Source organism: Marinobacter salinus, from assembly GCF_001854125.1.
Lineage (GTDB): Bacteria > Pseudomonadota > Gammaproteobacteria > Pseudomonadales > Oleiphilaceae > Marinobacter > Marinobacter salinus.
In genome coordinates, this window is the sequence record NZ_CP017715.1 from 2,338,694 (window position 1) to 2,359,986 (window position 21,293).

The following is a 21,293-nucleotide window of genomic DNA, read 5'->3' on the forward strand; positions in this document are numbered from 1 at the left end:
ATCATCGAGCGGCTCCCGAGCCGCCTGCGTACGATCGGACTCGGACAGATGTATCCTCGAGTACGTTCGCCAGGTTGATTATTCGCTGGTAACCCTCTTTGATAACCTGCCGGAGGTTCTCGTTTGGTGCGTTGCTCAACCGTTCCGCCCACCAGAATAGAAGCTCCCGGGCAGCGACCTCTTCACCGTTTTCCAGCTCCTCGATTCTGGTGTTCGCCTTTTCAAGCCGATCTTTAACCTTGTCGAACTCACTCACCAGTATGTATGGCGTCCACTTCTCACCATCCGGGCAGGACTGCGGCTCATCGTCCTGGCACCACAGTCGCCCCTCCTCTCCGGCGCAGCATTCTGGTTGCAGATAGATCCTAGTGTGCTCACTCATGCCGCCTTTACCTCCTGATCAACCGGGACAATTCGGCTTAGATCGTCCTCCATGCCACCGTTTCTAGGCCGGAATCTCCCCAGTTCTTCCCAGGTAAATCGCCCTGCATCTACTAAATCCCTCGCATAGCCGCAGAAATTCGAGCGGTGATAGCAGCCATGCTCTTTGTGGTAAACCATGAACAACGGTTCGTTGGTCGGAAAAAGAATGTCCTTGATGACTTGAGCGCGCTGGAAGTCCATTGCTTTCACAGCCCTGGACAGTTCCCTTTCAAGACGGCTACGGCGCTTACCATCGTTACGCTTACGGCGGAGGTCGCCCGGGTTCGTGAGATAGATGGCGCCGCTGTGAACATTGAGCAAGCCGTACTTGCCGGTGACCACCCACCACATATTGTTCAGGTTGTAGTAAGCGGTGCCGACAACAACGCGGTCGTCATACCCGATCGCAAAAACTTGTGCGCCATGATTGATTGTCTCGCCGTCAGCAGACCGAGCGTTGCTTGCCATGTTGATGCGAGCACGCCCCAGTGCAGAGTCGTAATGGCCGCCCGAGCGATTGGACTGCTCTACCCATTCCACTGCAGTAAGGCCACCGGGGCCACGCTTTGCATGTCGCCCTTCACCCTTGCGGTCGCAGAACCCATAGCCCGAGAAAACATTGCACAGGTAGTCACGGACCCGGAGCCGAGTGCGCTCCGTTTCCAGCCAGAGGAGGTACGGCATACGCTTTTCTTTGTCGAAGTCATAGCGGCCGCCATTGGGATTGTCGCCATTAGCCACGTCTTGCCACATTTCGAACTTGATGCAACGGCCGCTCAGATCTAGATAGCCCTGAAGGTCGCCCTTCCGGCAGTAGCGGTGGCCTTCAGCAAAGCTCCGGCCATACTGCTCGATCATTTCCGATGGCACCTGAACGCTCCACCCTAGGCGGTTCAGCTGCTGGACGATCCTCTTAAACACCTGGCGCTTGAAGTCTCGTTCATACTCCTGCCACTGGTCCCAGCCCCGGCGCTCCGGATTCTCCCAGACGCTCAAACTGGCATCACCAAAACGCACTTCACCTTCTCTCTGAATCTGGCTCACAGCAGTATCTCCTGTATCGCAGTTCTCGGCTCCGGCCGGTTGGTCACGTCCACTAGGTGAACGAACGGCTCCGGCTCGTGGCTGTTGCAAATTTCGGTGGCGAATACCTCTGCGCCGTGCAGATCGCACCGACCGTATGGTGTGCGTGTTGGCGTTGGTGAGCTGGCGTAGCGAGCCTTGAAGGGGCAGTGTTTGTCCTCGTCCCACCCGACCGGCTTATAGTGTTCGCAGCTATCACAGGCCCGGGGCATCTGTACCTGTGGCTCTAATTCAGTCACTTTCCACCTCCTGCTCCCGAGGCTTCCCAACCAGGCATTTGCCATCCGGCCCCATATCAAACGGGCACTGGCAGTTTGGATAGCTGCACACGTTTTCTTTTCGTGACATGTCACGATCTTTGTAAACCAGCGCTAGGATGTACTCGGTTTGGTCATCGAACTCCCGGAGGTTGGCGGCCTCCTCGATCGCTTCCCGTTCGTTGGCAGCTAGCTCCATCGTGAAGTTCTTCATGTCCAGGAACTTGTTGCGCTCGCGCTGGCGGCGCTTGCGCTCAGTTGGTGTCATGGCCATCAATCAACCCTCCGGAACTCGATTACCCATACCCAGGGGTTGGCGTCCCAGGAGTCACTGCCGTTGATAGATTCCCATAGCGCCGCGAAAGCGTGGACGGATACAGGAGCAAGCTCGCCTTTCCACGGTGTTTCTTTCCCCATCCAGTCCTGAACACCTTCGTTCCAGGCGTCTTCCTCGCTGATGTCCTGCAACCGCTCCACCCGAACATCGGTGATCTCCAGCGTTATCCGGCTGAGACTCCTGGGCATGTGTATCGACGGCTTCCAACGATCCACATTGAGTTGCCCGAGAGTCTGGTCGGCTTGAAAATAGAGTCGTCCGTCGTCTCGATAACCGAATGTCTCCCGCACCCAAAGGTGGTCACCGGGCTTTCCATGACCTTGCCCAATGGTTAAAACTCCTTCCTCCGGGCAGTCTGTGCATCGCACGAGCCATTGATCAGCCACACGTTTGCCGTCATCGTCGGTCGAGGGGCCATAAATGAGCTCGAGCAACTCGCTATTCGGCGCCTCGGTTTCCAAGTCCTCGCTCATCATGTCCAGCAGGTCGTGATCAATACCTTTCACCACCCGCCGCGTCTGCGTCTTCCGGCCCTCCAGAATGGCCCGGACCATTTCGTCTTTGAAAAGAATTGGCCTATCCATCAAAGGACTCCCAGCACGTTCAGCGCCTTGCGCCCGGCCTTCATCAGCGCCTTGCGGTGACTGATTTTCTCTATGCCGTTGGCGTTCATGTAGTGAAGCGTCTCGGCAACCGTTGCTAGTGTGCTGACCGGGCTGGTTGTGGCGCTCAGGATCATTCCGGTTTCGCAATCGCTGGCGGACGTACCAATTACCCGCTTTGCCTCATCTCGTTGCTCTTGTGTCAGCATGCTTCGCACTCCCCTTCTTCCAGGTGCTTCAACCACATATCCCACTGCTCAGGTTGAAGCCATGTTCCGTCTTTCAGCACCGCGCAGCCGCTTGAATGGATATAGGCCAGGCCGGTGCTCTCGATGAGCTCGACAATCGCCTCAGCGCGATCCTCGTGGCTTAGGTCAGTTACCTGCGTGTGCACTGCGTACAATCCTCGCTATCCGGCTCACGGTGTGCTGACAGCTGGCGGATGAGCCGTGCCGCTTGTGCATCGGCAACCGCCGATCGAGCAGACAGACCAGAATTTCCCGCTTCATGTGCCTGAGCATCTGCAGCTCATGCTTCATCTCGGCCAGTTCCAGGAGAGCTTCGCGCTTACTCGCTTCAGCCTTGTCCCGCTGATCGTTAAGGCTGAGGATGGTCCTCGCATCTATTCCGTTCATGCTGCCTTCGCCTCTTCCGAAATCCTGTAAGCCGTCACCCCTTCCCCGAACAGATCAGTTCCGCACGGGACCAGCGCCTGCTTCTTTACCAGCGCCCTAAGTGTCAGCTGATTTACTTTCGTACCGTCAACCATGAAAGCCTGTCCGGAGGCATCCACGTTGATGCTCTGCCTGGTGTCACGCATGTGTTGCAACACCTTGATCTGGGGGGGGGGTATAACCGCTCATTACGCCAGCTCCCGCTTCCGTTTAGTCGTGGCCAGCTTGATTCTGGCCAGGTTCAGGAGGACTTCGAAGCCACCTTCCGGCGGCTCTTTCATGGCAAAGAACTTATTCAGGATCGCGTTCTCGGCCATGCTCACCAGCACCAGGTTCTCTTTGGAGAAGTTCCGCTTATCGCCGTCCTTCAAACGCACAACGTGCTTTGGCGGTACCGGCCGGCCGTGGTACTCCTCCCACTTGAGGACGTGGACGAACTTCCAGTTGTACCGACTCGGCACCGTCCGATCGTCACTGACCTTGCGCTTGAGGTATCCATCTTTGTCCTCAGTTTCCGTTCCAACCGGAACCCAGGTCTGAGGCTTGTGCCCAGGCTTGAACTGGCTCTCAGCAATTCGGCCACCTGGTTGATAGCTCAGGCCCTTGTTCCAGCTGTTCTGACCTGGCTTGAAGCGTCCAGGGCCCTTTGTCATGTAGTCCTCAGACTTCTTGAGGCCCAGAACGGTGGCCCGGTTCTTCACTGCCAGGTAGCTGCAATTAAGCATCTTCGCGATCGTCCGATTCGGAGTGTCCGGATACAGCGATCTCAGCCACTCATCCTTTTGTGCAGTCCAGGTAACCATGACTCACTCCAAAAGTTTTGGGCCGGTGGTGAGCCCGAATTCACGCTTGTGCTTCTCGGCATCGAGCACGAGCCTGGCGTTAGAAACCACCTCCTTGCTGACACCGGTAATGGCTTTGCTGCGCTCGATCTCTTCCTGGAGCTCCTCGCCTTTCAGGCTCTCGTCATTCAGGCGTTCAAGCTGCATGAATAAGTGGTCGTTCAGGTCAGTGAGCTTGTTCTTCATTGCCAGGATCCTCCTTGGATTCTTCATCGATCTTGTTCAGCAGCTCGTCAGCATTCCTAACTGCTGCTTGGTAGGTATTGAGAGCGGTGATCGGCGCGGCCAGCTTTGCCATGGCTGTCAGGTCCTTGAGAACCTGGTAGAGATCATCTGCATGCCGCTGGCGGACAAACCGCAGGCGATTACGCACGATGCTTCTCCGCTTTCTTGCGCAGGTGGATCTCCTCCCGGTCTACAGAAACCTGTCGGTCGGCAATCACTCCCAGCCGGGTCTGGATACCTCGGGTCTCGATGACCACCACTTTGATGGTCTCGCCGGACTCGGTTTCGATTACCAGGGCCTCACCAGCTCTGCGCGTCAGAATCAGCATTCATCTCTCCTTGTATTGGTTCTGCGCCGCCGGGTCCCGGCTGGCGGACTGCCCGGATCCGTGCCGGCATACGGGTTACGTTGGCGGGCTTTTCGGCCACTTCCTCCCAGCGCATGGCGCCCTCATAGCCATTGCCACCAGCAGCCACCCACTGCTTGCCCGATTCAGCCAGGGCAATGCAGCCCGGTTCCCATCCACTGGGGTGGTCCAGCCAACGCTTCCAGGCCACGGGCTGGCCCTTAAAAAAGATGACGTAGCCACCGCAGTGGGTTTTGTCGTACTGCTGGCGGAATACCCGGGCCTGTTGCTGCATCGCGCTCAACGTCGGACGGATATCCCGGGCTTTCGGTACCGCGGTGTAGTTGCGCCCGTCCCGGGCAAGTCGTAGCTCGCAACCGATGGACTCGAGCGCTTCCATCATCTGGCCCTGGGTAACGTGTGAAGGCAGTTCGATAGTGAGAGTTGCCATGATTGATCTCCCGGTTAAGAGTGCTTTTCAGCAGATTTCAGAAGTGCTCTCTTGCGGGCGAGAGATCTCTGTTCAGCTTTTACAAGCTCTTTAATTTCAGACCGACTTGATTGGCACCAAGGGCTGCGGCCATACAGTCGAATCTGCCGAATCGAGGAAAGGCCCAATTCCCGGTAGTTCGGATGCACGTTGCTGGCAATATGGGCGTCTGTGGTTGTTCTGTTCATACGGTCCCCTCCTGGTTATGCGCGGATTTCGCGTATAGCGGTTCTGCCAATGGTGTGTCGGACGGCTGGCGGCCGGGTGCCGTTGATCGGCGAAGGCCGGCTGCGCATGACCGGAACCACTGAGAGCGCCATCAGAAGAAGTGCCAGCGCACGAGCCCGGAACAGACCGTGCATCCAGCCCTGACTGATCAGGTCAGCCCGACTAAACGCGCAAAGTTGGTCTTTCAATTCGTTGAGGTGCCAGTCGACGGTGTCTACCGATATGCCCATGGCCCGGGCGATCTCTTTTGACTGCATGCCGCGGGCGGCGAGCTCGAGGACTTCTCCACGACGCTTTGGCAGTGCGGCTCTATCCGCCAGCTCGACGTCCATTCGGGGGAAAGTGATTCGTGGTTTGCGGCTCATGCTGTTGTCTCCCTGATCAACGTTATGAGCTCAGTATAAACACCACGTTTAGTTTTGTGCAACACAAAATGTTTATTTTGTTTAGTTGGATATTTAGGCCGCTGTTTTATTTAGCAAAAGTGCGCTATTTTTTGGCCACATCTAATCAAAGGAGTTTGATGTGCCAAGGATTGTTTTAGCTGTACTGTCTGCCCTGCTCTTACTTACATCCCAATCCACCAGCGCTGACCTGGTAAAGAAATCAAAGTCAGGGATATGTCATCCGCCAGCCAGCTCCTACTACGACCGGACAAAGAATTACCGGCAGTTCGACACGGTGGAGTCATGCTTGGCGTCCGGCGGACGGTTACCGAAAGACTTGAGCAGATATCGGGAGTCTGTTCGGAGCACCGGTATGGCGCTGGCCAGTGTCGACTCAGATTACGAGAGAAGTAAATTTGGGTATGGGTGGGATGATGCGGACGGGGACTGCCAGAACAGCCGAGCAGAGGCCCTGGTTGCTCAATCAAGCACAGATGTCAGGTTTGCGGATGAACGTCGTTGCAGAGTGGTCACAGGGCGCTGGATCAGCCCGTTCACCGGCAAAGTAATACAGAATGCCTCAGATATCGACATCGATCACGTGGTGCCCCTAAAGTGGGCCTGGGATCACGGAGCCAACACCTGGTCTAGGGATAAGCGAGAGAAGTTCGCAAATGATCCAGGGAATTTATGGAGTGTTGAACGATCACTGAACCGCCAGAAAGGCGCCCAGGGCCCGGAGAGTTGGCTTCCACCAGTTGGACGGTGCCAGTACGTGAGCAGGTTTGTCAGGATCGTAAAGGTCTACGGGCTGAAACCGTCACAGGGAGACTTCAACCGACACAAGCAGCAGCTGGCTGATTATTGCGGGTAACAAAAAGCCCGCTCGTAGCGGGCTATATCTCGTAAAATGCTTTAACAATCATTATCACGCGACGGCCCTCGGGAATCGCTCCCTCGAAACATCATTCCCGGATTCGCTGTATATCTGCTCGTCGACGTACAGCAGCGCAGCCGAAGCAGATCCCTTCGAAGACGGATTGCTGAGCTTCTTAAGGTTCCTAAATGCAATCTGTTTGATTGGCTTCCATACAGAGCTAAATACCACGTAAGCAAGGAAAGCGGGCAATGCGATCGGAGAAGTTTTCACTATTAAAATGACGTATCGAGCGTGAAGATCCTCAAAAACACCATTTATAATTTCCTTCTCTTCCTCAGTACAGCCCTCTAACGATTCGGAGAGACGCAGCCGGAACGAATCCTTGATTGATTCCGGCATTCTCTTTTGAGAGACCAGCGTCATCAAAAATTCTGCCAAGCACGACTTGTGAGCGTGCCTGATGAACGCGTTTAGGGTGTACCTAGTTAGCTGATATCCCTTGTTATCAAAGGAGATCTCTCCCGCAGCTGCTCGATCAAAAAGCCGATTTCTGATTTCAAAAAGCTCAGCTCTATGGCGATCGACACAAAACTGCCGGTAGAAAATAATGTAAAAAAGCCACAGAAGTAGAAGCGAAACACCTGTTACGAAGCCCATATTATTTGTCCCTTTTATGCGTGTCTCCAGTTCGATCCAAACCACTGCTTGTTCTGCCTGGGTCGACTCGCTGTTCGTATTCCTCCATTCTGGACGACATACTTTCTATTGCTTTTTTTCGGAGCTTTCGATGTTTGAGACCAAACATAATACCGATAATTCCAAATATCCAGCCCAAAGCTGACGAATAAATCAGTTGCCAGATAGTGTATCCGCCCGCGGCCTCAATGACTTCCTTTGCCTTCTCGCCTGATAATTCGAGGCCTCCAATCATTTCAGTCTTGAAGTCAATAACGGCATTTGTTTCTTTTCCTGCTAAAACGCCAGCGATATCAACGCTGCTGGAAGCAACCAACCAAAGACATACTGCAGTCCCTATCCACGGGACCAGCTTCGACACTAACCCGGTAAGGGCGGTTTGGTACGCGGAACTCCTAAAAAAATCGACTTGATCTTTAAGAAGATCATTCTCTTTTTGAAGAGCCTCTATACTGACAGCGTCCTGCGAATATTGAGTCTCGCTACCACTCAATTTCTTCTCCTTATTTACTCTGACTTGCGCCGACTATCTCAATACTGACCACCAGAACACACGCCCGATAATCCGAATGTTGTTATCGATCACGTCCTGAGCCGAATATTCTTCAGTCGCATGCTCTGATGCATTCTGGCTCACAATCTTAATTCCGCCACCTGGTCGACGGTGTAGGTACTTAACCCTAAGCATGCCATCGTGATCGATCGCGTAGATCTCGCCGTCACGGACAGTGGTGTCACCTGTGTTCACACCAACGCATGTACCGTCAGGCATGACCGGTTCCATGCTATTACCCCGGACAAACGCGCAAGCGGCGTACTCCTGCTCCACCCCTGCCCTGGACAACGTGGATTTTGCAAAGCGGAGTTTGGCGCCATGGTTCTCAACTACCTGAGTCTGGCCCGCGCCGGCGGCCAGCTCGACTTCCCTGAACAAAGGCAATTCAACTTCGTCCTCATCCAATGGTGTGTTGCTGTCCCAGGCATCCATGTGGCCGAAGAACTCTAACTCATGTTTTGCACGCCGCTCCCGCTCTTCAATTTCATGCTCTTTAAGCTCGTCGGGGCGCCGCATGCGTCGAGTAGCCTGTTTAGTTTCAACAAGCATCAACAGGTTACCGTCTTCATCCCTGGTCTCGAAGTCAGACCCCTTGAGCAGGAAATCGGTACTACAACCCAAAATGTCTGCTATGCGATCAACCTCACTTTTGGGTACCCCGCGCTTTCTCCAGTTGTAAACACGCTGATCCGTGGTGTCGAGCTCTCGGGCAAACCTTGCCCAGCTCCACCCGAGATCAGACAGCATGTATTCCACCCTACTTAATATGTCGCTCATAAACAGATTGTTTACAGAATCGCGGTCACTCGCAATGAACAATCTGTTGACTGAACTACACGTAGCGTTTAGATTCATCTGCATGACCATTCTCGAAAAAGAAATACAACGCGCTGGCGGACCTCAAGCACTGGCGAAGCAGTTGAAGATCACGATTCAGCGTCTCGTTAACTGGCGAAGCCGTGGCCGAGTACCTGCTGACATGGTTCTTAACTTTTGTCGTGCTTTGGACTGGCAGGTATCCCCTCACGAGTTGAGACCGGATATTTATCCCAACCCATACGACGGCCTGCCTTTTGATCAGTTGGCCACCCAGCTACCTGCGACCGTTGAAGCTATTAAACCAGCTCAGGCCAGGGTTTTTACCCCGTTTACAGGGGGTGAATACATATACAGCGAAAAGGAGCGCGAGCGTCGAGAGACAGAGCGTCGCGATAGAGAGCGTCGAGATAAGGAGCGGCGCCACTCTGAGCGCAGAGAAGCTGAGAGGCGGGATCATGATCGCCGGTCAATTGCGTGATGGCCATCACTGGTAGCGGACATAGGAGCGAGTAATGGCGAAGTTGGTGAAAGACGTTAACCCGAAGGCGCCAGAGCCCACGTTTGCACAGCAGTACGCGGCCGCCCTGTTTGTTGCGGCCATGGGCGCTGAGAACGTGGGGGTTGGCACGGCCAGCAGGGTGACCTGGCCCTATTACGTCACTCGCCCGCACCTGGTAGCGAAGGAGGCCGCTGAGCTGATCATAAGTGTCCATACTGCCTTGCTAGCAGCAGTGCCTCCTCAGGATCTTGAGCGGATTTCGACAGAATGGCGACGACGTCTCGACGACCAGTTCGAAGATCTACCACACAGTGATGCCACCCGTTCTCGAGAAGAATTACTTCCCCTATCTCAAGGGGGTGCTCAGTTGTGTGGTGAGTCGGGTTGCTGTCGTCATTATCGGCCTCAAATCTGAGTTTATACCTGGGCATATCGATCCTTCCTTGATGAATTGGCAAGGGAGAGTGTAGCCCAGGCACAGAAAGTGAAGGCGCGAGCTGCAGCGCTATCAGAAGCAGCCGGTAAAGCTGGCCAGGCAGAAGATCGCCAAGGTGCCGACATTGCAGCCGGGGACAGGGTCCCGGCGATAGAACGCCAGCAGCGCGAGGCAAAGGTAACCCACCACCGCCCCAGTTGATCGCGCTGACAGCCTGGAAAGACAGGCCGCATCGGGGAGGATTCTGTCCCTCTGACCAAGGATGACCCTGGCAGCCGCGCCAGCGTCAGCAGAATCCTCCCCGATGCGATAGGTGGCCCGTAAAGCGTGCCGAATTTGATCAGGGCTGAAAGCGAAAGCGAAAGCGAAGTCGAGGGTATGGCACTGAATCCCCGAGGTAATGGCGTTCTGTCGGTTTGAATCCGGCCATCGCATCAATCGCAATGACAGCAGTGAACTTGTAGGCGACTCCGGGCCCGCCTTGAAGCCCGGCAACCAACGACGAGGAACACCGGATGGCACGACAGAGAATCATCGTTCTCACAGCGGCTTCCGCAGTATTCGCGTTGTGTTCGCTGGCATCCATGCCAGCTGCTGCTGAGGCAATTAAGCAACACGCCTTACAGCTCGATCCGATGGAGCAATCCGTCGATGTATTTTCGGTTTACGACCTTGGCGAAGTAACAGCGGCCATGGCCTCACCGGAACGATTGCCAGAGTCACCCGGCGGGGTGATCGCAAAGGTAACCGTCTCGACTGCTATTACCACGAACGAAAAAGAAGTGCTGCCCGGGGGTGCAGCTGGCGTGGCCAGCATCGGCATACGCGGACCTACCACCAGTTAAGCGAATTGCTCTGACGAGCACGAAGCCGGAAAGGGCTTCTGAGCGAGGCCCTTTCTTCGGGTTCGGAAAAAGTTTCCGAAAATCGACATATCGATCCGTGTATTGAGTAGGGCGATGGAAAAACCAGCGTTGGAAAGTCTCGGTGAGTGGAATGCCTACGTAGCTGCAGGCACCGATCGGGACGAAAGAAAAGCCAGGCTGGCGGAATGTCCGGAAGTATTCCGAGAAAACGTGACATGTCACGTAAAGACAGTTTTTGAATTACGGAAACGGAGCAGGCAATGCCAGACAAGTTCGAGATCACCCTTCCGTGGCCACCAAAGGCGTTGAACCCGAATGCCCGGGGACACTGGCGAAAGCGCCACCGGGCTACTGAGGTCTACCGGTACACCTGCAAGATGATCAGCAAGGAAGCCATCCAGGAGGGCAAGTGGGATCTGCAGCCTCTACGTGCCTTGGTTGAGGCTGGCGGTGAGATTCACGTGTTCCTGGACTTCTATCCGCCAAACAGGCGAGCCCGGGACGACGACAACATTATTTCGGCATTCAAGTCTGGCCGTGATGGGCTGGCGGATGCGCTGGGTATCGATGACTGCCACTTCCGGACACATCCATTCCTGAAGCGCGACGAGGTCGTGATCGGTGGAGAGGTGCGAGTGGTGATTACAGGGAAAGGGCCGGAGGCCTGAAAAAAGAAAACCCGGCTCAAACGGTGCTGGAACACCTCGCCGGGCAATCAGTAGAAGGAATGATTATGACTGAACTGATATTGAGCAGCAACACCAGTGCTCCGACGATGAGTAGTCGCGAAATCGCCGATCTTACGGGTAGTCGCCACGACAACGTAAAGAGATCCGCAGAACGGCTGGCGGCTGATCAAATTTTAACCTCTCCATTGGAGGGGTTCAGCTACGAACACCGCGGCAACGCTTATCAGGAGTATCGATTCAACAAACGGGACTCCCTGGTACTGGTTGCTCGGTTGTCTCCAGATTTTACCGCTGCAGTTGTCGATCGTTGGCAGGAGCTCGAGGCCGGCGCCCACAAAATCCCAAAGACACTTTCCGAGTCGCTACGCCTCGCAGCTGAAATGGCTGAGAAGAACGAGCAGCTAACCCTGGCCAATCAGCAGCAGGCCGTGCAGATCGAATCGCTACAGAACCTGTTCGTAGACGGCATGACCCCTACGGAGTTCGCCAAACGCCTAAACGGCGTGAACTGCCAGAAGGTAAGCCAGGCACTGGCCACCCGTAAGTGGCTCTACCAGGACTTTGCTGGCGGCTGGAGGGTTACGTCCTACGCCCGTGATCGATACCTCACGGAACGCCAGAGCAACGTCCAGCGCAACAGCGGCCAAGTGATGGTGTGCTGCACGCCGGTTCTACTGCGCAAGGGCGCTATTCAAATTCACAAGTTTTATCTGGCAGGAGAGCTGCCCATGAAGCAGACCTGGAACGGGCAGTTCACCCATGACAAAAACCTTCAGGGTGCTGCATGAGCATTATCGACTTGATGGCGAGGCCCATCGCATTCAACCGTGCCTTTGTGGATCTCGGCCTTGGCATGTGTGGCGCCATGATGCTTTCACAATCTCTCTACTGGCGAGCGAGGACCAGGAACCCCGATGGATGGTTCTATAAATCCCAGAAGGAGTGGCAGGAAGAGACTGGGATGACCAGGCGCGAGCAAGAAACAGCCCGCAGAAGACTCACTGCAGCCGGCTTCCTCGAAGAGCAGCGGAAAGGGGTTCCTGCTCGCCTCCACTTCAGGGTGAACATCGAAGCGGTCGAGGCCGCTCTGGAGGACGTGTCATCCAGAATGGCGCAAACCGCCAATCAAGATTGTGCGCCCAATGAAAACAGCAGTTTGGCGGAAAGCGCCAATCAAGTTTGTACAGATGGTGCAACTAGTATGGCGGAAAGCGCCAATCAAGAATGCACGGAAGCGCCAAACAGGGATGGCGGAAAACGCCAATCTATTACAGAGATTACTTCAGAGACTACAACAGAGACTACGGCAGAAAGAACGTCCGGACCTGATCGGCCGGACGCCCCCTTGCCTCCTTCCAGCGAAACCAATCCAGAACCTGGCACGGAGCCTGACCGACCAGACGCAGCGATCCAGAGCGGTCGGTTCTGGGGGAACCAGGATGATCTCGACCTGGCCGTGTGGATGTGGGATCAACTGGCGGAGCAGCTGGGCCCCGACAAGCCCCGGGCGCCCAATTTCTCCCGCTGGGCAAACACCATCCGGCTGATGCGTGAACAGGACGGCCGAGAGCATCGCCACATTCGCGTTTTGTGGGACTGGGCCCGCCAGCACGAGAAGTTCTGGGCTGCAAACGTCCAATCCCCGGACAAGCTGCGCGAAAAGTGGTCCCAGCTTGCCATGCAACGGAGGTCCGAACGCCGGAAACCCACGGAACAGGCTGGTATCGACCGAGCCGCCGAGCTTCGCCGCATCCACGAACAGCGCTCGAACAGCCAGCAAGGAGTGACCTATGAACACTGATGACCTGGAGGCATTTGGTGACATGTGGGCACAGGCCCACGAGATCTACGGCAAGAGCCCCGAACCGAGGGTGGTTTACATGGTATTCCAGTCGCTGGTCGCCTTCTCGCTGGCTGACATTGAGCGCGCCCTCTCCCGGCACATTACCAACCCAGATACCGGCCAGTATCCGCCCAAGCCAGCCGATATTGTCCGACTTCTCCAAGGCAGCAGCCAGTCCGCAAGCGGTGAGGCCTGGGCAAAGGTTGATTACGCTATCCGCTGCGTTGGCAATTACCGGTCTGTAGTTTTCGATGACCCGAAGATACACGCCGCCATCGAACGCCTGGGCGGCTGGCAGAAGATTGCCCTCACGGACAACAAGGAATACCCATTCCTACGAAACAACTTCCTAAAGCTTTATCAGGGCTTCACCGTCACCCCACCAGATAGCTTTCCTCGCAAGCTTATCGGAACCAGCGAGCATGAGAACAGCCAGCAATCAGAGTTCATGCGTGGTCGAGTCAAAGAACAGCCGGCTTTGGTAGGCGATAAGGAAAGGGCCCGGCTGGTTTACCAGGGCGGCGGTGAACCGGGCGTGGTTAAGATCCAGCACGAGAAAACCGAGCAGTTCCTCGAGCTGACGGTGGACAACGACTCAAAACGGATTGGGGGTGCGGCTTGAAGAAGAGATCCGGCCCGGCCCTGAAACAGGAAAAGCGACCACTTAAGCCCTGTCCGATATGCCATGGCGGCGGCTTCGTAAAACCGATGTTTCACCAGATGCCCTGCGATCGCTGTGAAGCGTCCGGAGTAGTTTGCAAGGAGACCGGCGATAGCCTGGCAATGGCAGACCTTATCATTCAGCTCCGCATCCGGTTGACCGAGCGCAACCAGGAGCTGGTCGAGGTCAGAAGGCAGATGGCGGCCATGAGAGCCGAAAGCAATGGCCGGGGCTATGGCGCTGGCGGATCACGGTACCACGGGGACTGACCAGGAGACGTAATGAAAGGTAAAACTCCCAACAAGTCAGAAAAAGAATTCCACAAAAGGCTGGCGGATCTGGGGTGTATTGCCTGCTACCTGGATAACCGCCGCAATACAGAGGTCAGCATTCACCACATCGATGGAAGAACAAAGCCTGGGGCGCACATGAAGGTATTACCGCTCTGTGCCGGCCATCATCAGGACGGTACCGGTATCCCAGGCCTCGTTGCTGTGCACCCATGGAAAGCGCGCTTTGAAAAGCTGTATGGCCGGCAGATGGAGATTCTGCAACTGTGCCACGAATTATTGGAACGGGAGAGCGTTGCGTGATGGCCGAACAAAACCGAAGGACACATGAGCAGCGCCGAGCTCGGGAGGCTGCCCAAAGAGAAGTTGACCGGTTCATTGCCTACCTGCAGGGCATGGATACTATCGACCAAATTGCGCACCAGGGCCGAAGCATTATGGGGATGTGGGCGGAGTTCGAGGGAAAGCCGCCGTCAGGATCCGGCTTCAGTGGCTTTTGTCTGCTGGCGGGTAAGCTGGAAAAGATCAGGCTCCGTCAGATGCCCGAGGAATTTTCGCGGGCGTATGACCGGTTAAGCAAGATGGCGAGCAAGGCCCCAAAGCAAGTGGACGCTCTCTGTATTGATCGCTTCTATCGTGGTCGAACCAAGGTGGCTATAGATCCGTTCACTGAACAGCGCCATGAGATCTACTGGAATGATCCTGCGTGTGCTCAGCTGCTTGGTTGTTCGGTGAAAGTTTTCCAGCGAAGGGTTGCCAAGGGGTATGGCCAGCTTGAATGCCTACTAGGTTTCCGGGAATCTGCAGCTGCCTAACACTAGATGTTGACTTCAGGGGTCCAGCAGATACACTATTTGGTAGCTGGTCAAACTGACCTCGAAAGAAACCGCCCTCCTCCCGGAGCTGGCGGTTTTTTTATGGATGAAATTTAAGATGAGGGTTGTGTGATGTCGGTACGAGCGAAGTTCAAAGTTGAAAGTGTTACAAAGTTTGATAATGGCAACAGCGTGAAACTGAGCCCGGTCACATCAGGCAGCGAGGAAAACGAGAGCTTTTTCCACTACACGCCTTTCGGAACCATCGAGATTGGAACGATCAACGAAAATGCAGCCGCGGACTTTACCCCAGGCGCTGAGTTTTACGTGGATTTCACCAAAGCCTAAGCCCGCCCACTGTCGCCAAGTATTTTCATCGTAACCCGCCACTGAGCGGGCTTTTTTATGAGGATTCACCATGCTCAAACTCAAGGCCGGTGTCGTCGCTCAAGGCCTGAGCACGGAAATCATGCTGGCGGTCTGCGTTGCCCAGTCCGTATACGCAAGCTATGGCCATGATTGCGTGATCACCTCTCTACTGGACGGAACCCACAGCTCAACAAGTCTTCACTACAGCGGGAATGCCGTCGACCTTAGAACGAGAATTTTCGAAAGCACCTCTGTTGCTGAGTCTGTTGCCCGGGATCTCGGTGACTGCCTTGGTGCTGACTATGACGTAGTACTCGAGTCCGACCACATCCACGTTGAGTATCAGCCAAAGCGATGAGTGAGATGGATCGGGATCGGAGAGGCTGGCACATCGACAAGGGCATCCCCATTGCCGTCTTGGTCACAGTGGTACTGCTGGCGGTTTCTATTGCCAGGGATCAGTCCAAGCAGGATGAACGGATCTCATTAGTTGAGAGCTCCGTGCAGACACTGCAGCAAGCCAGAATCAATGACCAGGAGCGCACTCAGAAGACTTATGACGAGCTCAAGGTCGACATTCGCCGGATGAACGAAAAGCTCGACCGCCTGCTTGAAAGCCAATATGGACGCAACTGAAAGCCACCCGGATCCAAATCGCTGGTGGAAGCATCGCCGGCGCGGGTACTACACCGGGAAGTGGTGGGCAATCTTGCAGACGCCTGGCTGGGTTGCTCTGGAGCTACATAGACCGGGCTCAGTTGCTGCTCTGGCGGTCGTTGTCGGCTGGTCATACGGAATCAGCGCCACTCTGATCTTGAGCTACTTTGGCAACAACATCGCTGAGGCCTGGGCAGGCAAGGTGAAGAAATGATTCCATTCGGACCCAAAGCAAAGCTGGCAGGCCTGGCAGCGACTGTCGTGGCGATCGGATATGCGGGATGGATGGCCCGGGGTTGGTTTGAAGACAGCAAAGACCTTGCAGCCATGGAGGCCCAGCAGGCGCTGGCTGAGGAAATCCGCAAGGACATTGGCGGGATATCCACGCAAGTGGAAGATCGACTTGGTGAGCTGAGAGCCAACGAGCGCATCATTGACCGTGGAGTTATCCGTGAGATTCAGAAGCCGATTTATAAGCGCGTGTGCTTTGAGCCTGAACTTGTCCGGCTGCTTAACGATGCCCAGCGTGGAGATACCAGCAAACCTGATGGTGAAGTGTCCAGAGACACTCCCTGAGTTCCGTGATGGGAACGCAGACACCGCGGCTTCAGTGACCACTCAAACCGCCAGCATCTACCACGATTGCAAAACCCGGCATAACGGCTTGGTTGATGCGGTCAACGAGGTATTCCAGTGAACGAAAAGCAAACTGCTGAGCTCATTGAGGCCATCCGCCAGCAGACGGAAGCCATCAATCGATTGGCAAGCAGCAATGCCGCGCTGGTTCAGGCAATGGCAGAGGCTGAAGGGCTGGATGAGGACGACCGGGATCCTGAGACCTATCTGGATGGCACCAGAGCCTGATGCCTCAACGACCATCGAAACCCTGTTCTGCACCTGGTTGCCATGCTCTGGTAAGAGGCCAGCGCTACTGTGAAAAGCATGTTGGCATGGCAGATCAGCATAAGCGCCAGCATGATCGCCGACGCGACAGCAGTGCAAAGCGCGGCTACGGCTATAAGTGGCAGAAAGCCCGTGAAAGATTCCTCCAATCGCATCCGTTGTGCGTGAAATGTCATGCAAAAGGTGTCGTAAAAGCGGCCACAGATGTCGATCACATCGTGCCCCACAGAGGCGACAGGAAGCTGTTCTGGGATGAGTCGAACTGGCAGGCGCTGTGCCACAGCCATCACTCGGAAAAGACCGCCAGCGAGGACTCAGGCTTCGGAAACGGCACGCGCGCATACCGGGGGGCGGGTCAAAGTTTCTGACCCTTCGCGCTCTAGACCGCGCCCTCAGTCACTTTTTTACGCGTGAGAAATAACGAACTTTTTCCAGAGAGGCCCGATGACCAACGCAGCACCGGTTCGAGCCTCTGGCGGAGGCCGCAAACAGAAGACACAGAATCAGCACAAGAGCTCGCTGACTCGCATTGCACCCCCGCCCGAGTTGGTCGATGAGATGGCCATAAAGATCTGGAAAACCCAATCCAAGATTCTGATCGAGCGCGGGACGTTTGAGATCGAGGACGCGCCTCTCCTGGTTGCCTATTGCAACTCGTTCGCACTGATGCTCAAGGCTGAGATCAAAATTACCGACTGGGCTGCAAAGGACGGCGGCATGGTGGTTCCGACTTCGGACGGCAGCATAAAGAAATCACCCTACGTCAATGTGAGAAACGATTGCATTGCGCAGCTGACCCGCACCGGCTCTCTGCTGGGACTGGATCCGCTTACCCGCTTGAGGATGCTGGGAGCCGGCGGGGGCAATGACAACGGCAATAGCGAGGGCAACGAATTCGACGAGTTCTGATCTATGGCCGCCTACCCGAATGTGAACGCGGCGCAGAAGTACGCCCGCGACGTGGTAGGTGGCCGGATCGTGGCCTGCAGCTACGTGAAGGCGGCTTGTGCCCGCCACCTCGACAACCTGAAATCCGCCAAGGCCAAAAGCTACCCTTACCGGTTCGACCGCGACAAGGCAGAGCGGGCCTGCAAGTTCGTCCAGCTACTGCCACACACCAAGGGCGAGTGGGCCCGGGGCAACCAGAGAATAAAGCTGGAGCCCTGGCAGCTGTTCAGCTTCGCCATGGTGTTTGGCTGGGTCCGGAAGAAAGACGGCTTCCGCCGCTTCCGAGAGGTGTACGAAGAGGTCCCAAGAAAGAATGGGAAGTCCATCAAGGTGGCCGGCGCCGGCCTATATTCGTTCTGCGCTGATAACGAATACGGCGCCGAAGTGTTCTGCGGCGCTACCAGCGAGAAGCAGGCTTGGGAGGTGTTCCGCCCTGCCCTGAAGATGGCCCGCCGATTGCCCAGCCTGCGCAAGCGTTTCGGCATTGTGCCCTGGGCCAAGAAGCTTGAGCGCACCGATGGCAGCGTGTTCGAGCCAGTGATCGGTGACCCGGGTGATGGTTCTAGCCCCTCGATGTCCATCGTTGACGAGTACCACGAGCACCCGGACTCACGGCTCTACGACACCATGATCACCGGCATGGGCGCCCGATCCCAGCCGCTGATGTGGGTTATTACCACTGCGGGGTTCGATATAGCCGGGCCCTGCTACGAGATGCGCGAACGTGCCATCGAGATGCTGGAAGGAACCAGCCAGGACGACGAGCTATTTGCCATCATCTACACCATCGATGTAGGTGATGACTGGACAACTGATGACGCCATTCTCAAAGCCAACCCCAACGCCGGCGTATCGGTAAAGCTCGACTATCTGAAAAGCCAGCGCGATAAGGCGGTCGCTCGGGCCAGGCTGGCGAACAAGTACAAGACCAAGCACCTCAATGTGTGGGTTTCCTCGAAAGAGGGATTCTTCAACATGGAGGACTGGAAGAAATGCGAAGACCGGTCTTTGACCGTCGACCAGTTCCGTGGCGAAGACTGCATCCTTTCCTTCGACCTGGCGCGCAAGCTGGACATGAACAGCATGGCCCGATTATTCAAGCGGGTCATTGATGACAAGACACACTACTACTGTGTTAGCCCCAGATTCTGGGTACCGGAAGACACCGCCTTTGACGGTGAGGATCGGAGACTCAGCGAGCGCTACCAGGGCTGGATTGCCTCAAAGCACCTGGACGCGACCGATGGCAGCGAGGTGGATTACCGGGAGATCCTGGAATGCGCCAAGGAAGCCAACCTGGAAACGCCGGCGCAGGAATCACCGATTGACCCACACGGTGCTACTAACCTTTCGCACCAGCTAGACGACGAAGGCCTCACTCCGATCACGATCGTCCAGAACTACACGAACATGTCGGATCCCATGAAGGAACTTGAGGCGGCGATCGTGTCTGGTCGTTTTCACCATGACGGCAATCCGATCATGACCTGGTGCGTGGGCAACGTGGTTGGCAAGTTCCTGCCAGGCAATGACGATGTGGTACGCCCCATCAAACAGGGCGATCACAATAAAATCGATGGAGCGGTTGCGCTGATCATGGCTATTGGTCGGGCGCAAAGTGGCACCAAGCGAGAGAAATCCATTTACGAGGAAACCGAGCTATGAAGGCGCTGATCGGAGATGCATTCATCCTGGGCGGTATCGGAGTCGGTGCGAGCGGCGTCTGGCTTGAGCTCGGTATGCCCTATGGCCTTATGGTTATTGGTGTCGGCCTCGTAGTAACCGGCATCGGCGTGGTTCGTAGCGCATGATTTTTGAAAGCCTGCTTGCAAAGCGCCAGACCGCGCCGGCGACTCCCGGCCAGTCCGGGGGCGCAATGTCTCTGTTCAAGCCACCGGTTGCCGGTGTGAGGGTGGATGAACAGGAAGCTATGACCTATGGCCCACTCTGGGCCTGTGTACGGGTTATCTCAGAAACCATGGCCTCACTGCCGTGGGGCGTACACCGCAAGAAAGGCAACGTACGGGAGGCAGTGACCGATCACCATATTTACCGGTTGCTGCATCGGCGCCCAAATCCCGAGACCATTCCGTTCCGCTTCAAGGAGACTCTGGTTGCTCACGCGCTTACCTGGGGCAACGGCTATGCAGAAATCGAGAGAAACCGGGTTGGCGAACCGATCGCCTTATGGATCATTACGCCAGACAGGGTAACGCCGGACCGGGATGCTCGAGGCAATATCATCTACAAGGTCACCAACGACCAAGAAGAGGATAGCGAGATCCCGGCGCGGGATATGTTCCACCTGCCCTGCCTGGCGTTCGATGGGCTGAAAGGATACTCAGTCGTTAACCAAGCGAAGCAGGCTATCAGTCTTGGCATCGCCACCGAACAGTTCGGCGCAGCATTTTTTGGTAATGGCGCCCACCTCGGCGGCGTGATCACGAAAGAGCCTGGTTCTGGCGATTTGAGCCAGCCTGCGATTAAGAACCTGCTTTCCTCCTTCAACAAAAAGCATCGAGGGGCAGCCAACAGCAACAAGGTTCACTATCTCGACGCCGGACTCAAATACGATCCGATCGGTATACCTCCCGAAGATGCGCAGTTCCTGGAGACTCGCCGCTTCCAGACTCTGGATATGTGTCGCTGGTTTCGGGTTCCGCCTCACAAGCTGGCTGAACTGGATCGCGCAACGCACAACAACATCGAGTCTCAGAACATCGAATTCGTTACTGACGTTGTCGTGCCCTGGGCCACACGGCTGGAGCAGGAAGCAGATTTCAAGCTCTTCGACGAAGACGAATCCGAGCTGTTCACCAAGCTTAACGTTAACGCCCTGCTTCGCGGCGATACCGCAGCACGCCAGAGCTTCTACACGGCCATGCTAGATCGCGGGGTGTTCGATATCGACGAAGTTCGGGCCCGCGAAGACATGAATCCTTTGCCCCAGAACCAGGGCCAACTACGTCTGGTTCAAGCCAACATGATGAGTGTTGAGCGCGCCATCCAGGAAGGTGGAACCGAAGCGAATGCTCGCGCCTCCGACCGCCGGGGTACCTCCGCACTTTGGGAAGATCCGGCCAACAGAATGGTTCGCAAGGAAATCAACGCACTTTCCAGAATGGCGGATAAGGGAATCGAAGCCGGCAAGCTGGCGGATTTTTACGAGTCGCACCAAAAACACCTGGTTGAGGCTTTCTCCAGTATTGCGACATTCGATGGTGTCCAGGACTTAGAAGCCAGGGCCCGTGATTACGTTCTTGATTCCTGCAAGGGGATTAACGAGCAGCAATACACGCTGGATCTGCTGGCGGATTGGCGCTTGTCTCGGTCTGAAACTCTCCGTCAATTCATGGGCGATCCGAATGTCTAAACTGGCCTTCTGGTACCGCATTTTCCGTCTTTATGGAAACAGCCGTGTTCAATCCGCCTGCAAGGCAATCTGCATTGTCGGTGGCTGTAAAGTCCGAAT

General features: G+C 55.6%; 41 protein-coding genes. 22 read left to right on the forward strand and 19 right to left on the reverse strand.

Annotation, left to right across the window (positions count from 1 at the left end):
- Window position 1: 1 nt before the first annotated feature.
- The 15 genes from BKP64_RS10740 to BKP64_RS10815 form a co-directional block, all read right to left on the reverse strand.
- Window positions 2-382 carry an ATP synthase subunit B family protein gene (locus BKP64_RS10740; RefSeq protein WP_070969638.1) on the reverse strand — a complete coding sequence of 127 codons (381 nt, stop codon included), beginning with the start codon at window positions 380-382 and terminating at the stop codon, window positions 2-4.
- Window positions 379-1,467 (reverse strand): hypothetical protein, encoded by a 1,089-nt coding sequence (locus BKP64_RS10745; RefSeq protein ID WP_070969641.1) that lies wholly within the window; start codon window positions 1,465-1,467, stop codon window positions 379-381. The genes BKP64_RS10740 and BKP64_RS10745 overlap by 4 nt, the downstream gene beginning before the upstream one ends.
- The gene (locus BKP64_RS10750; protein WP_227515370.1) at window positions 1,464-1,745 is read right to left on the reverse strand and encodes a hypothetical protein; all 282 of its coding nucleotides are present in this window, start codon (window positions 1,743-1,745) and stop codon (window positions 1,464-1,466) included. Before BKP64_RS10750 ends, BKP64_RS10745 begins: the two co-directional genes overlap by 4 nt.
- Window positions 1,738-2,037, reverse strand: coding sequence for a hypothetical protein (locus tag BKP64_RS10755; protein ID WP_070969644.1), 300 nt, complete (start codon window positions 2,035-2,037; stop codon window positions 1,738-1,740). Before BKP64_RS10755 ends, BKP64_RS10750 begins: the two co-directional genes overlap by 8 nt.
- Complete coding sequence (locus BKP64_RS10760) at window positions 2,037-2,684, reverse strand: ASCH domain-containing protein (RefSeq protein WP_227515371.1); 648 nt, start codon at window positions 2,682-2,684, stop codon at window positions 2,037-2,039. The genes BKP64_RS10755 and BKP64_RS10760 overlap by 1 nt, the downstream gene beginning before the upstream one ends.
- A complete protein-coding gene (locus tag BKP64_RS10765; RefSeq protein ID WP_070969649.1) occupies window positions 2,684-2,911 on the reverse strand; it encodes a hypothetical protein in 228 nt (75 codons plus the stop codon). The genes BKP64_RS10760 and BKP64_RS10765 overlap by 1 nt, the downstream gene beginning before the upstream one ends.
- Window positions 2,905-3,096, reverse strand: a complete 192-nt coding sequence (locus tag BKP64_RS10770) for a hypothetical protein (protein ID WP_070969652.1) — start codon at window positions 3,094-3,096, stop codon at window positions 2,905-2,907. Before BKP64_RS10770 ends, BKP64_RS10765 begins: the two co-directional genes overlap by 7 nt.
- Window positions 3,077-3,337 (reverse strand): hypothetical protein, encoded by a 261-nt coding sequence (locus BKP64_RS10775; RefSeq protein ID WP_070969655.1) that lies wholly within the window; start codon window positions 3,335-3,337, stop codon window positions 3,077-3,079. The genes BKP64_RS10770 and BKP64_RS10775 overlap by 20 nt, the downstream gene beginning before the upstream one ends.
- A complete protein-coding gene (locus BKP64_RS10780; protein ID WP_070969657.1) occupies window positions 3,334-3,522 on the reverse strand; it encodes a hypothetical protein in 189 nt (62 codons plus the stop codon). Before BKP64_RS10780 ends, BKP64_RS10775 begins: the two co-directional genes overlap by 4 nt.
- A 42-nt stretch (window positions 3,523-3,564) precedes the next feature.
- Window positions 3,565-4,179, reverse strand: a complete 615-nt coding sequence (locus BKP64_RS10785; protein WP_070969660.1) for an HNH endonuclease signature motif containing protein — start codon at window positions 4,177-4,179, stop codon at window positions 3,565-3,567.
- A 3-nt stretch (window positions 4,180-4,182) separates the two neighbouring features.
- Window positions 4,183-4,404, reverse strand: coding sequence for a hypothetical protein (locus BKP64_RS10790; RefSeq protein WP_070969663.1), 222 nt, complete (start codon window positions 4,402-4,404; stop codon window positions 4,183-4,185).
- A complete protein-coding gene (locus BKP64_RS10795; RefSeq protein WP_070969666.1) occupies window positions 4,385-4,591 on the reverse strand; it encodes a hypothetical protein in 207 nt (68 codons plus the stop codon). Before BKP64_RS10795 ends, BKP64_RS10790 begins: the two co-directional genes overlap by 20 nt.
- Window positions 4,584-4,772, reverse strand: coding sequence for a carbon storage regulator (locus tag BKP64_RS10800; protein ID WP_070969669.1), 189 nt, complete (start codon window positions 4,770-4,772; stop codon window positions 4,584-4,586). The genes BKP64_RS10795 and BKP64_RS10800 overlap by 8 nt, the downstream gene beginning before the upstream one ends.
- Window positions 4,744-5,241 (reverse strand): hypothetical protein, encoded by a 498-nt coding sequence (locus BKP64_RS10805; RefSeq protein WP_070969672.1) that lies wholly within the window; start codon window positions 5,239-5,241, stop codon window positions 4,744-4,746. Before BKP64_RS10805 ends, BKP64_RS10800 begins: the two co-directional genes overlap by 29 nt.
- Before the next feature lie 242 nt (window positions 5,242-5,483).
- Window positions 5,484-5,873 carry a response regulator transcription factor gene (locus BKP64_RS10815; RefSeq protein WP_070969676.1) on the reverse strand — a complete coding sequence of 130 codons (390 nt, stop codon included), beginning with the start codon at window positions 5,871-5,873 and terminating at the stop codon, window positions 5,484-5,486.
- 394 nt (window positions 5,874-6,267) lie between these two features.
- Between BKP64_RS10815 and BKP64_RS10820 the strand changes: the two genes are divergently transcribed.
- A complete protein-coding gene (locus tag BKP64_RS10820; protein ID WP_227515372.1) occupies window positions 6,268-6,768 on the forward strand; it encodes an HNH endonuclease family protein in 501 nt (166 codons plus the stop codon).
- A gap of 54 nt (window positions 6,769-6,822) precedes the next feature.
- Here the strand turns inward: BKP64_RS10820 and BKP64_RS10825 are convergent, their stop codons facing one another.
- The 3 genes from BKP64_RS10825 to BKP64_RS10835 are packed head-to-tail and all read right to left on the reverse strand — an operon-like array spanning window position 6,823 to window position 8,773.
- Complete coding sequence (locus BKP64_RS10825) at window positions 6,823-7,431, reverse strand: hypothetical protein (protein WP_070969680.1); 609 nt, start codon at window positions 7,429-7,431, stop codon at window positions 6,823-6,825.
- A 1-nt stretch (window position 7,432) separates the two neighbouring features.
- Complete coding sequence (locus BKP64_RS10830; RefSeq protein ID WP_070969688.1) at window positions 7,433-7,963, reverse strand: hypothetical protein; 531 nt, start codon at window positions 7,961-7,963, stop codon at window positions 7,433-7,435.
- Between the two features lie 33 nt (window positions 7,964-7,996).
- On the reverse strand, window positions 7,997-8,773 hold the full coding sequence (locus BKP64_RS10835; RefSeq protein WP_083329306.1) for a S24 family peptidase: 777 nt from the start codon (window positions 8,771-8,773) through the stop codon (window positions 7,997-7,999).
- 112 nt (window positions 8,774-8,885) lie between these two features.
- Here BKP64_RS10835 and BKP64_RS10840 point away from each other — a divergent pair, with 112 nt between their 5' ends.
- Complete coding sequence (locus BKP64_RS10840) at window positions 8,886-9,323, forward strand: transcriptional regulator (protein WP_070969702.1); 438 nt, start codon at window positions 8,886-8,888, stop codon at window positions 9,321-9,323.
- Window positions 9,324-9,357: 34 nt separating this feature from the next.
- Window positions 9,358-9,759, forward strand: coding sequence for a hypothetical protein (locus BKP64_RS10845; protein WP_070969704.1), 402 nt, complete (start codon window positions 9,358-9,360; stop codon window positions 9,757-9,759).
- 93 nt (window positions 9,760-9,852) lie between these two features.
- On the opposite strand, the gene BKP64_RS10850 is transcribed toward BKP64_RS10845, so the two are convergent.
- Window positions 9,853-10,302 carry a hypothetical protein gene (locus tag BKP64_RS10850; protein WP_157755420.1) on the reverse strand — a complete coding sequence of 150 codons (450 nt, stop codon included), beginning with the start codon at window positions 10,300-10,302 and terminating at the stop codon, window positions 9,853-9,855.
- Between BKP64_RS10850 and BKP64_RS10855 the strand changes: the two genes are divergently transcribed.
- From BKP64_RS10855 to BKP64_RS10935, 19 genes are all read left to right on the forward strand, one after another.
- Window positions 10,296-10,625: a hypothetical protein gene (locus BKP64_RS10855; protein ID WP_070969714.1), complete on the forward strand. Its 330-nt coding sequence runs from the start codon at window positions 10,296-10,298 to the stop codon at window positions 10,623-10,625. The two genes, BKP64_RS10850 and BKP64_RS10855, sit on opposite strands and share 7 nt — an antisense overlap.
- Before the next feature lie 281 nt (window positions 10,626-10,906).
- Window positions 10,907-11,314 carry a RusA family crossover junction endodeoxyribonuclease gene (locus BKP64_RS10860; RefSeq protein WP_070969716.1) on the forward strand — a complete coding sequence of 136 codons (408 nt, stop codon included), beginning with the start codon at window positions 10,907-10,909 and terminating at the stop codon, window positions 11,312-11,314.
- A 65-nt stretch (window positions 11,315-11,379) separates the two neighbouring features.
- Window positions 11,380-12,123 (forward strand): Rha family transcriptional regulator, encoded by a 744-nt coding sequence (locus BKP64_RS10865; RefSeq protein ID WP_070969719.1) that lies wholly within the window; start codon window positions 11,380-11,382, stop codon window positions 12,121-12,123.
- Window positions 12,120-13,136, forward strand: a complete 1,017-nt coding sequence (locus BKP64_RS10870; RefSeq protein ID WP_070969722.1) for a replication protein O — start codon at window positions 12,120-12,122, stop codon at window positions 13,134-13,136. Before BKP64_RS10865 ends, BKP64_RS10870 begins: the two co-directional genes overlap by 4 nt.
- Window positions 13,126-13,800, forward strand: coding sequence for a DUF6475 domain-containing protein (locus BKP64_RS10875; protein WP_070969728.1), 675 nt, complete (start codon window positions 13,126-13,128; stop codon window positions 13,798-13,800). Before BKP64_RS10870 ends, BKP64_RS10875 begins: the two co-directional genes overlap by 11 nt.
- Window positions 13,797-14,108, forward strand: coding sequence for a hypothetical protein (locus BKP64_RS10880; RefSeq protein ID WP_070969731.1), 312 nt, complete (start codon window positions 13,797-13,799; stop codon window positions 14,106-14,108). Before BKP64_RS10875 ends, BKP64_RS10880 begins: the two co-directional genes overlap by 4 nt.
- 12 nt (window positions 14,109-14,120) lie before the next feature.
- The gene (locus BKP64_RS10885; protein ID WP_070969733.1) at window positions 14,121-14,432 is read left to right on the forward strand and encodes a Ref family recombination enhancement nuclease; all 312 of its coding nucleotides are present in this window, start codon (window positions 14,121-14,123) and stop codon (window positions 14,430-14,432) included.
- Window positions 14,432-14,944: a hypothetical protein gene (locus BKP64_RS10890; protein WP_070969736.1), complete on the forward strand. Its 513-nt coding sequence runs from the start codon at window positions 14,432-14,434 to the stop codon at window positions 14,942-14,944. The genes BKP64_RS10885 and BKP64_RS10890 overlap by 1 nt, the downstream gene beginning before the upstream one ends.
- 132 nt (window positions 14,945-15,076) lie before the next feature.
- Window positions 15,077-15,292 (forward strand): hypothetical protein, encoded by a 216-nt coding sequence (locus BKP64_RS10895; RefSeq protein ID WP_070969739.1) that lies wholly within the window; start codon window positions 15,077-15,079, stop codon window positions 15,290-15,292.
- A gap of 70 nt (window positions 15,293-15,362) precedes the next feature.
- On the forward strand, window positions 15,363-15,671 hold the full coding sequence (locus BKP64_RS10900) for a hypothetical protein (protein ID WP_070969742.1): 309 nt from the start codon (window positions 15,363-15,365) through the stop codon (window positions 15,669-15,671).
- Complete coding sequence (locus BKP64_RS10905) at window positions 15,668-15,949, forward strand: hypothetical protein (protein WP_157755421.1); 282 nt, start codon at window positions 15,668-15,670, stop codon at window positions 15,947-15,949. The genes BKP64_RS10900 and BKP64_RS10905 overlap by 4 nt, the downstream gene beginning before the upstream one ends.
- On the forward strand, window positions 15,936-16,184 hold the full coding sequence (locus BKP64_RS10910; protein ID WP_070969748.1) for a hypothetical protein: 249 nt from the start codon (window positions 15,936-15,938) through the stop codon (window positions 16,182-16,184). Before BKP64_RS10905 ends, BKP64_RS10910 begins: the two co-directional genes overlap by 14 nt.
- Window positions 16,181-16,546 carry a hypothetical protein gene (locus BKP64_RS10915; RefSeq protein ID WP_070969751.1) on the forward strand — a complete coding sequence of 122 codons (366 nt, stop codon included), beginning with the start codon at window positions 16,181-16,183 and terminating at the stop codon, window positions 16,544-16,546. The genes BKP64_RS10910 and BKP64_RS10915 overlap by 4 nt, the downstream gene beginning before the upstream one ends.
- Window positions 16,547-16,663: 117 nt before the next feature.
- Complete coding sequence (locus BKP64_RS19310) at window positions 16,664-16,834, forward strand: hypothetical protein (RefSeq protein ID WP_157755422.1); 171 nt, start codon at window positions 16,664-16,666, stop codon at window positions 16,832-16,834.
- Window positions 16,835-16,920: 86 nt separating this feature from the next.
- Window positions 16,921-17,241, forward strand: a complete 321-nt coding sequence (locus tag BKP64_RS10920; protein ID WP_198402609.1) for an HNH endonuclease — start codon at window positions 16,921-16,923, stop codon at window positions 17,239-17,241.
- Between the two features lie 76 nt (window positions 17,242-17,317).
- Window positions 17,318-17,782: a P27 family phage terminase small subunit gene (locus BKP64_RS10925; protein ID WP_070969758.1), complete on the forward strand. Its 465-nt coding sequence runs from the start codon at window positions 17,318-17,320 to the stop codon at window positions 17,780-17,782.
- Between the two features lie 3 nt (window positions 17,783-17,785).
- Window positions 17,786-19,486 (forward strand): terminase large subunit, encoded by a 1,701-nt coding sequence (locus tag BKP64_RS10930; RefSeq protein WP_070969761.1) that lies wholly within the window; start codon window positions 17,786-17,788, stop codon window positions 19,484-19,486.
- On the forward strand, window positions 19,483-19,632 hold the full coding sequence (locus tag BKP64_RS19315; protein WP_157755423.1) for a hypothetical protein: 150 nt from the start codon (window positions 19,483-19,485) through the stop codon (window positions 19,630-19,632). The genes BKP64_RS10930 and BKP64_RS19315 overlap by 4 nt, the downstream gene beginning before the upstream one ends.
- Entirely contained in the window at window positions 19,629-21,194 is a 1,566-nt protein-coding gene (locus BKP64_RS10935) for a phage portal protein (protein WP_070969764.1), read from the forward strand. The genes BKP64_RS19315 and BKP64_RS10935 overlap by 4 nt, the downstream gene beginning before the upstream one ends.
- The last annotated feature ends 99 nt before the right edge of the window (window positions 21,195-21,293 follow it).

Coding starts and splice junctions, on each gene's coding strand:
- BKP64_RS10740 (WP_070969638.1), bottom strand. CDS start 382: ATGAGTGAGCACACTAGGATCTATCTGCAACCAGAATGCTGCGCCGGA.
- BKP64_RS10755 (WP_070969644.1), bottom strand. CDS start 2,037: ATGGCCATGACACCAACTGAGCGCAAGCGCCGCCAGCGCGAGCGCAAC.
- BKP64_RS10760 (WP_227515371.1), bottom strand. CDS start 2,684: ATGGATAGGCCAATTCTTTTCAAAGACGAAATGGTCCGGGCCATTCTG.
- BKP64_RS10765 (WP_070969649.1), bottom strand. CDS start 2,911: ATGCTGACACAAGAGCAACGAGATGAGGCAAAGCGGGTAATTGGTACG.
- BKP64_RS10775 (WP_070969655.1), bottom strand. CDS start 3,337: ATGAACGGAATAGATGCGAGGACCATCCTCAGCCTTAACGATCAGCGG.
- BKP64_RS10780 (WP_070969657.1), bottom strand. CDS start 3,522: ATGCGTGACACCAGGCAGAGCATCAACGTGGATGCCTCCGGACAGGCT.
- BKP64_RS10785 (WP_070969660.1), bottom strand. CDS start 4,179: ATGGTTACCTGGACTGCACAAAAGGATGAGTGGCTGAGATCGCTGTAT.
- BKP64_RS10790 (WP_070969663.1), bottom strand. CDS start 4,404: ATGAAGAACAAGCTCACTGACCTGAACGACCACTTATTCATGCAGCTT.
- BKP64_RS10800 (WP_070969669.1), bottom strand. CDS start 4,772: ATGCTGATTCTGACGCGCAGAGCTGGTGAGGCCCTGGTAATCGAAACC.
- BKP64_RS10805 (WP_070969672.1), bottom strand. CDS start 5,241: ATGGCAACTCTCACTATCGAACTGCCTTCACACGTTACCCAGGGCCAG.
- BKP64_RS10815 (WP_070969676.1), bottom strand. CDS start 5,873: ATGAGCCGCAAACCACGAATCACTTTCCCCCGAATGGACGTCGAGCTG.
- BKP64_RS10820 (WP_227515372.1), top strand. CDS start 6,268: ATGGCGCTGGCCAGTGTCGACTCAGATTACGAGAGAAGTAAATTTGGG.
- BKP64_RS10825 (WP_070969680.1), bottom strand. CDS start 7,431: ATGGGCTTCGTAACAGGTGTTTCGCTTCTACTTCTGTGGCTTTTTTAC.
- BKP64_RS10835 (WP_083329306.1), bottom strand. CDS start 8,773: ATGCTGTCTGATCTCGGGTGGAGCTGGGCAAGGTTTGCCCGAGAGCTC.
- BKP64_RS10840 (WP_070969702.1), top strand. CDS start 8,886: ATGACCATTCTCGAAAAAGAAATACAACGCGCTGGCGGACCTCAAGCA.
- BKP64_RS10845 (WP_070969704.1), top strand. CDS start 9,358: ATGGCGAAGTTGGTGAAAGACGTTAACCCGAAGGCGCCAGAGCCCACG.
- BKP64_RS10855 (WP_070969714.1), top strand. CDS start 10,296: ATGGCACGACAGAGAATCATCGTTCTCACAGCGGCTTCCGCAGTATTC.
- BKP64_RS10860 (WP_070969716.1), top strand. CDS start 10,907: ATGCCAGACAAGTTCGAGATCACCCTTCCGTGGCCACCAAAGGCGTTG.
- BKP64_RS10865 (WP_070969719.1), top strand. CDS start 11,380: ATGACTGAACTGATATTGAGCAGCAACACCAGTGCTCCGACGATGAGT.
- BKP64_RS10870 (WP_070969722.1), top strand. CDS start 12,120: ATGAGCATTATCGACTTGATGGCGAGGCCCATCGCATTCAACCGTGCC.
- BKP64_RS10875 (WP_070969728.1), top strand. CDS start 13,126: ATGAACACTGATGACCTGGAGGCATTTGGTGACATGTGGGCACAGGCC.
- BKP64_RS10885 (WP_070969733.1), top strand. CDS start 14,121: ATGAAAGGTAAAACTCCCAACAAGTCAGAAAAAGAATTCCACAAAAGG.
- BKP64_RS10890 (WP_070969736.1), top strand. CDS start 14,432: ATGGCCGAACAAAACCGAAGGACACATGAGCAGCGCCGAGCTCGGGAG.
- BKP64_RS10895 (WP_070969739.1), top strand. CDS start 15,077: ATGTCGGTACGAGCGAAGTTCAAAGTTGAAAGTGTTACAAAGTTTGAT.
- BKP64_RS10900 (WP_070969742.1), top strand. CDS start 15,363: ATGCTCAAACTCAAGGCCGGTGTCGTCGCTCAAGGCCTGAGCACGGAA.
- BKP64_RS10905 (WP_157755421.1), top strand. CDS start 15,668: ATGAGTGAGATGGATCGGGATCGGAGAGGCTGGCACATCGACAAGGGC.
- BKP64_RS10910 (WP_070969748.1), top strand. CDS start 15,936: ATGGACGCAACTGAAAGCCACCCGGATCCAAATCGCTGGTGGAAGCAT.
- BKP64_RS10915 (WP_070969751.1), top strand. CDS start 16,181: ATGATTCCATTCGGACCCAAAGCAAAGCTGGCAGGCCTGGCAGCGACT.
- BKP64_RS10920 (WP_198402609.1), top strand. CDS start 16,921: ATGGCAGATCAGCATAAGCGCCAGCATGATCGCCGACGCGACAGCAGT.
- BKP64_RS10925 (WP_070969758.1), top strand. CDS start 17,318: ATGACCAACGCAGCACCGGTTCGAGCCTCTGGCGGAGGCCGCAAACAG.
- BKP64_RS10930 (WP_070969761.1), top strand. CDS start 17,786: ATGGCCGCCTACCCGAATGTGAACGCGGCGCAGAAGTACGCCCGCGAC.
- BKP64_RS19315 (WP_157755423.1), top strand. CDS start 19,483: ATGAAGGCGCTGATCGGAGATGCATTCATCCTGGGCGGTATCGGAGTC.
- BKP64_RS10935 (WP_070969764.1), top strand. CDS start 19,629: ATGATTTTTGAAAGCCTGCTTGCAAAGCGCCAGACCGCGCCGGCGACT.